The organism is Mesorhizobium kowhaii (assembly GCF_042431665.1).
Taxonomy (GTDB): domain Bacteria; phylum Pseudomonadota; class Alphaproteobacteria; order Rhizobiales; family Rhizobiaceae; genus Mesorhizobium; species Mesorhizobium kowhaii.
The window spans coordinates 1-4618 of the sequence record NZ_JBHLYT010000066.1; the positions used below are offsets into that span (position 1 = coordinate 1).

Sequence of the window (4618 nt, forward strand, 5' to 3'; positions counted from 1 at the left end):
ATGGTTGCTTATCGCTTTGAAGATAGCAGGGGCGCCGATTGCGTGGCGCGTCACCTCGCTGGATTCGGGGGCATCCTGCAAGTGGATGGCTACTCGGCCTATACCAACCTGGTCAAGGCACGGGCCAAGGCCGGCGGCAATGAAACAATCCGGCTCGCAGGGTGCCGAGTAGGCGGGGTCGTTACCGAGCCCCGCCCCTCACAGATCCGGACGTGCAGATTTCCCGCATCCGGTTCCTCACGGTCCAGTTTCGCTCAGGTACGGCTCCATTGATGTACGATCCGGGTTGGCGGCAGGGGAAATCGGTCAAGGACCTGGGCCATCCGATTCCAGTTCGGCTTTCCAGATCGGCTGCGGCGCGAGAGCCCGCTTTTCCAGATACGCTCGACCTGATGGTGATACCACGTCAAACGTCGTCCGTTGCCCGTGATCCCGTAGTAGGCGTAGTGGCCTCGCATCATTCGGGTCAGGTGTCGATGCTGAATCGTGAGCGACAGGTGCAGGTGCTTGATGCACCACTCCCTGGCTGCCCGTAAGGCCCGCGCAAACCGATCCTTGGCCGTGACCTGCCGCACCACCGGCTTCCCTCTCCGCGACTGGCCCCAGACATGGGTAAAGCCGAGAAAATTGAAACTGGTGGCACTCGTTGCCGGATGCTGCCCATGAGGGCGCCGGAAACGGAAGTCCACATAGCGCGTCTTGTCAGGATGTAGCCGAAGCCCATACCGTTCGAAACGCTTGCCCAGCACGGCCAGCATGCGCCGACCGTCCAAGTGATCCTCGAAGCTCATGACGAAGTCGTCAGCGTACCGCACCATCTGGCACCGCCGCTTTAGGCGGGGCTTCGCCACCTCTGCGAACCACTTATCCAGCACATAGTGCAAGAAGATGTTCGCAAGAAGTGGGCTGCTCACTCCCTGAACGCAAAAGGTAACTTTTGTCAGCCGATGGCGATTTGCCGTTGGAAGGCGATGACGCTTTTCCGGGCGGCGGTATCGTCGTCTGCATCGGGAGCGAGTGGCGGATGATGACGGTATCGTCGTCGACCAAGACGTCCTTGACCAGCAAGCGGACAATCCTCTGTCGGTCGCTGACGTCCAGCGATTGCGCCGATGCCCGTAATTTCTGGAGGAAGGCGGTCAGCGTCTCGGCGAGACGCAGGAATGTCATGCGATCGGCGGCCTGATCGCGGATCGCGTGCAATTCGGTGCGCATGGTCTGCTCGCGGGCACGCAGCTCCGGCATGCGACGGCGCAGTTCCTCCAGCGACAGGAGATCCTCCTGGTAGGCGGTCACCAGCCGTTCCATGCTCTTGCTGACGCGCACGAGTTCCCGTTCGAGGGGCTCTTGCCGTCGTTTCGTCGGCTCAGCCGCACGGGCCGCGTCAAGGCGCCGGTCGAGCTCGGCGCGGATCAGCGTGGGGTCCACGATCAAGCGCATCACCTCCCGCCACACCACTTCATCGAGCAGGTCCTGACGGATCGGCCGGCTGTCGCATACAGATCCGCCGAGATGGCGCCAGCTATCCGCCCCGAGGCAGCGGTAGTAGTGGATTTTGCGCGCCGACGTACGGGTCGATGTGCGTGATAGCGCGTAGCCGCATTTGCGGCAGGACACCAGCCCCTGCACGATGCTCGGTTCGATGGTCCGGCGCGGGGCGAAGCGCTTGTTGTCGGTCAGGCGTTCGGCCGCCAACGCGAAAGTTTCTTCCGTCACGATGGCGGGAACGGGCACTTCGATCCATTCCTCGCGCGGCCGCTCGTGCTGGCTGGTATTCTCGCTGAAGCCCGCCCGGCCCGACAAGCGGAACGGCTTCGTCACCTTCTGCCGCGGTGCGACCTGTGTCTTGCCGAAGCAGGCCGTTCCCTTGTAGGCGGGATTGCGTAACATCCCCCACACCACCGACCGTTCCCAGCGGGTGACGCGCCGGCGCGTCGGTAGTCCCATCTCGTTGAGAAGGCGAGCGAGGGCGCCAATGCTCAGGCCGCCGACCGTATAGTTGTCGAACACCAGTCGCACCACTTCCGCCTCGACTGCATCGACCTCATAGCGCGCCGGCGCGTCATTCGTCTTACGAATATACCGATAGCCGTAGGGCGCCCCACACAGCACGGGGACTTCGCCGGCCTTGGCCCGGTGGCGCTTGCCGCGCCGCGAGCGTTCGAGAATTTGGGCCCGTTCGTACTCGGCGATCATGCCTTGGAACTGCAGCATGAGCTGGTCTTCCGGGGTGCCGGAATGCGGCGCTTTGATGAAGACGGTCTCGACACCGTGACGAGCAAACTCCTCCGTCAAGAGAACCTGATAAGCATATTTTCTGCTCAACCGATCCGGGGAATGGATCAAGACAGCCTGGATGTGGCCCTCGGCCGCCAGGTCGCGCAATCTCTCCAGCCCCGGCCGCACCAGGCTGGCACCGCTGAACCCCGCGTCTTCGATGATCCATTCATCGGGCACGCTGAACCCTTGCTCGCGGGCGAACGCGACCAGCGCCGCCGTCTGGCTGGCAATCGTGTTGTCCTCCTTCTGCTGATCGGAGGACACCCGGGCATAGATCGCTGCGCACCTCATCGCTTCCCTCCCTTACCCGTGGACCCGCGCCGACGATGCGAACCCGCTCCGCAACCAGGATCCCGTAGACCTGTGCCAACTTGGCTGGCAGCAGGGGGTCAAAGACGGGATCGAGAAGGACGCTGCGAACATCGCTCTCCCGCCGCTCAGCCATGGCCGTCGGCTTCGCCGAGAAACGCCCGAAGCGCCCGACCCACCATGGCGCTGATCGTCGTCCCTTCCGCCGCCGCCCGCGCTCGAATCGCGTCGACCAAACTGGGCGGAAGCTTGAACGTCACTGCCGTCGTGGGCTCGGTCACTGGCACCGGCCAGCCGATCGCCTGCGCCTCCTCGATATACCGATAGGCCTGACGTCGGGACATGCTGAATTGGCGCGACAACGCCATGGCTGCCTCCGCCACGCTCAGCCCACGCGCAAGCAACCCATGGGCAGCATTGATCCGTTCGGTCTTCTGCAAATCCGTCGAGCGCGGCATGTGACATATGAATATTACCTTTTAAGACGACAATCAAGCACAGAACGAGAACGATCGAGCGAAATCGACCGGTCAAACTCAAAGTTACCTTTTGCGTTCAGGGAGTGATCACTCCGCCTTGTGGCGTTCCAGCTACCGATCGGCTCAGGGTGCCTTGCTCCAACACCCCTGCGTTCAACCACTTGTCAATCATGCGTCTGATGACGCCGTCTCTGATCCTCAGGTCGAGGAAGCTGCGTAAATGCCCATGATCGATGCTGTCGAAATACTTCGAGATATCTGCGTCGATCACCCATCGCTGACCGGTGTCCATGATGCCATCGCGCAATGTGCGGATGGCGTCATGAGCCGACCGTTCCGGCCGGAACCCGAACGAGCAGTCCAGAAAGGCCTCCTCGTAGATCGGTTCCAGCAGCATCACGATTGCCCGTTGCGCCACCTTGTCCTCGAACGTTGGGATACCCAGAGGTCGTCGGGACCCATCGGCTTTCGGGATGTAGTGGCGTCGCACCGGGGGCGCGTGGTAACTGCCCGACATCATCCGGACCCGGAGGCTTTCAAGGTTTGCCTCGAGATCTTTCTCATAGTCGTCAGCCGTGCGCCCGTCGATGCCCGCCGCGCCATCCTTGCGCGTTAGAGCCCACGCCTCGAACATCCAGTCGAGGTCAATCAGATGGTGCAAGGATGTGAGCACCCTTTCGGGGTGCTTCCTCGCCTGTTCGGCTATCCACTGCCGTTTCGTGTACACGTTTGTAGGGCTCAGGGTCCCCTCCGTTGTTTCCTGTCAGTGGTTCTGGTTCCGTGACACCCTCCTTTCCTCCTTCGGGTCCCGCCGGACACGGTTCCCCGCGCTCATTGGTACTATGAGGGTGCTACGACTTCCCGCTCACGCTTACCCATCAGCTTATTGCTTCGCCTTCAGGGTTCCATACGGCCCTGCTTGTTTGTGTCCGCCAAAGCGCTCCCTTCCGACATGCAGGGCTGTCGTAGGGCCTGGAGTCTTTTACGTCAGCCGGCTCCCCGTTTCCGGCATTGCTTCCTTGGACGTGAGTGGGATCTCTCAGGTTCCCCGGCAATCCATCCCGTGACTTTGCGGCGGCCCAAGACCCCGGACGACCCCGATTGCCTCGCCAATATCGGCCGGTCGGGTGCTGCCCCCGGTCCCAACACTCCGAAGGCGTCATCAAGATCATGATATCGGGGCTTACCCCGCCGCTTTATCACCCGCTGTCTACGCTTCACGAATGACGTTGCCGCCACCCATGCAAGACTCGCTTCCGGCTGGCGGGCTGCGCCTTTGCCGGACGGGCGTTGAACCCGCTGGATCGCTGCGAACGGTTTCTACTCGATTCTCACCTCCTTTCTTGTTCATCCCCCGTTCCGGGGCTTGCCTGACGCAAGCTGGGCGCATCTGCGGCGCAAGTTTTACGATCTGCACATCAGCGGGATCTCACAGGCCGCGACGGTAACGATCACCGCCATGACCGAATTGTGGAAGGTCGAGGACGAGGTTCGCGGCAAGGATGCTGGGAGCCGCGCCGCGCTGCGTCAGGAAAAGTCCGCGGCCATTG

General features: G+C 62.1%; 4 protein-coding genes and 2 pseudogenes. 2 read left to right on the forward strand and 4 right to left on the reverse strand.

The genetic code is table 11. The features are described 5' to 3' along the window. Positions 1 to 165, forward strand: a pseudogene (locus tag ACFFNA_RS33655) (IS66 family transposase); the annotation flags it as partial. Positions 166 to 254: 89 nt separating this feature from the next. Here ACFFNA_RS33655 and ACFFNA_RS33660 read toward each other — a convergent pair. From ACFFNA_RS33660 to ACFFNA_RS33675, 4 genes are all read right to left on the reverse strand, one after another. After that, complete coding sequence (locus ACFFNA_RS33660) at positions 255 to 914, reverse strand: reverse transcriptase domain-containing protein (protein WP_378924166.1); 660 nt, start codon at positions 912 to 914, stop codon at positions 255 to 257. Continuing rightward, entirely contained in the window at positions 865 to 2571 is a 1707-nt protein-coding gene (locus tag ACFFNA_RS33665; RefSeq protein ID WP_378924168.1) for a recombinase family protein, read from the reverse strand. The genes ACFFNA_RS33660 and ACFFNA_RS33665 overlap by 50 nt, the downstream gene beginning before the upstream one ends. A 146-nt stretch (positions 2572 to 2717) precedes the next feature. Continuing rightward, positions 2718 to 3047 carry a ribbon-helix-helix domain-containing protein gene (locus tag ACFFNA_RS33670; protein WP_378924170.1) on the reverse strand — a complete coding sequence of 110 codons (330 nt, stop codon included), beginning with the start codon at positions 3045 to 3047 and terminating at the stop codon, positions 2718 to 2720. A gap of 97 nt (positions 3048 to 3144) precedes the next feature. After that, entirely contained in the window at positions 3145 to 3729 is a 585-nt protein-coding gene (locus tag ACFFNA_RS33675) for a reverse transcriptase domain-containing protein (protein WP_378924172.1), read from the reverse strand. Positions 3730 to 4449: 720 nt separating this feature from the next. On the opposite strand from ACFFNA_RS33675, the pseudogene ACFFNA_RS33680 reads away from it, so the two are divergent. Next, positions 4450 to 4618 (forward strand): annotated as a pseudogene (locus ACFFNA_RS33680) (IS66 family transposase); the annotation flags it as partial.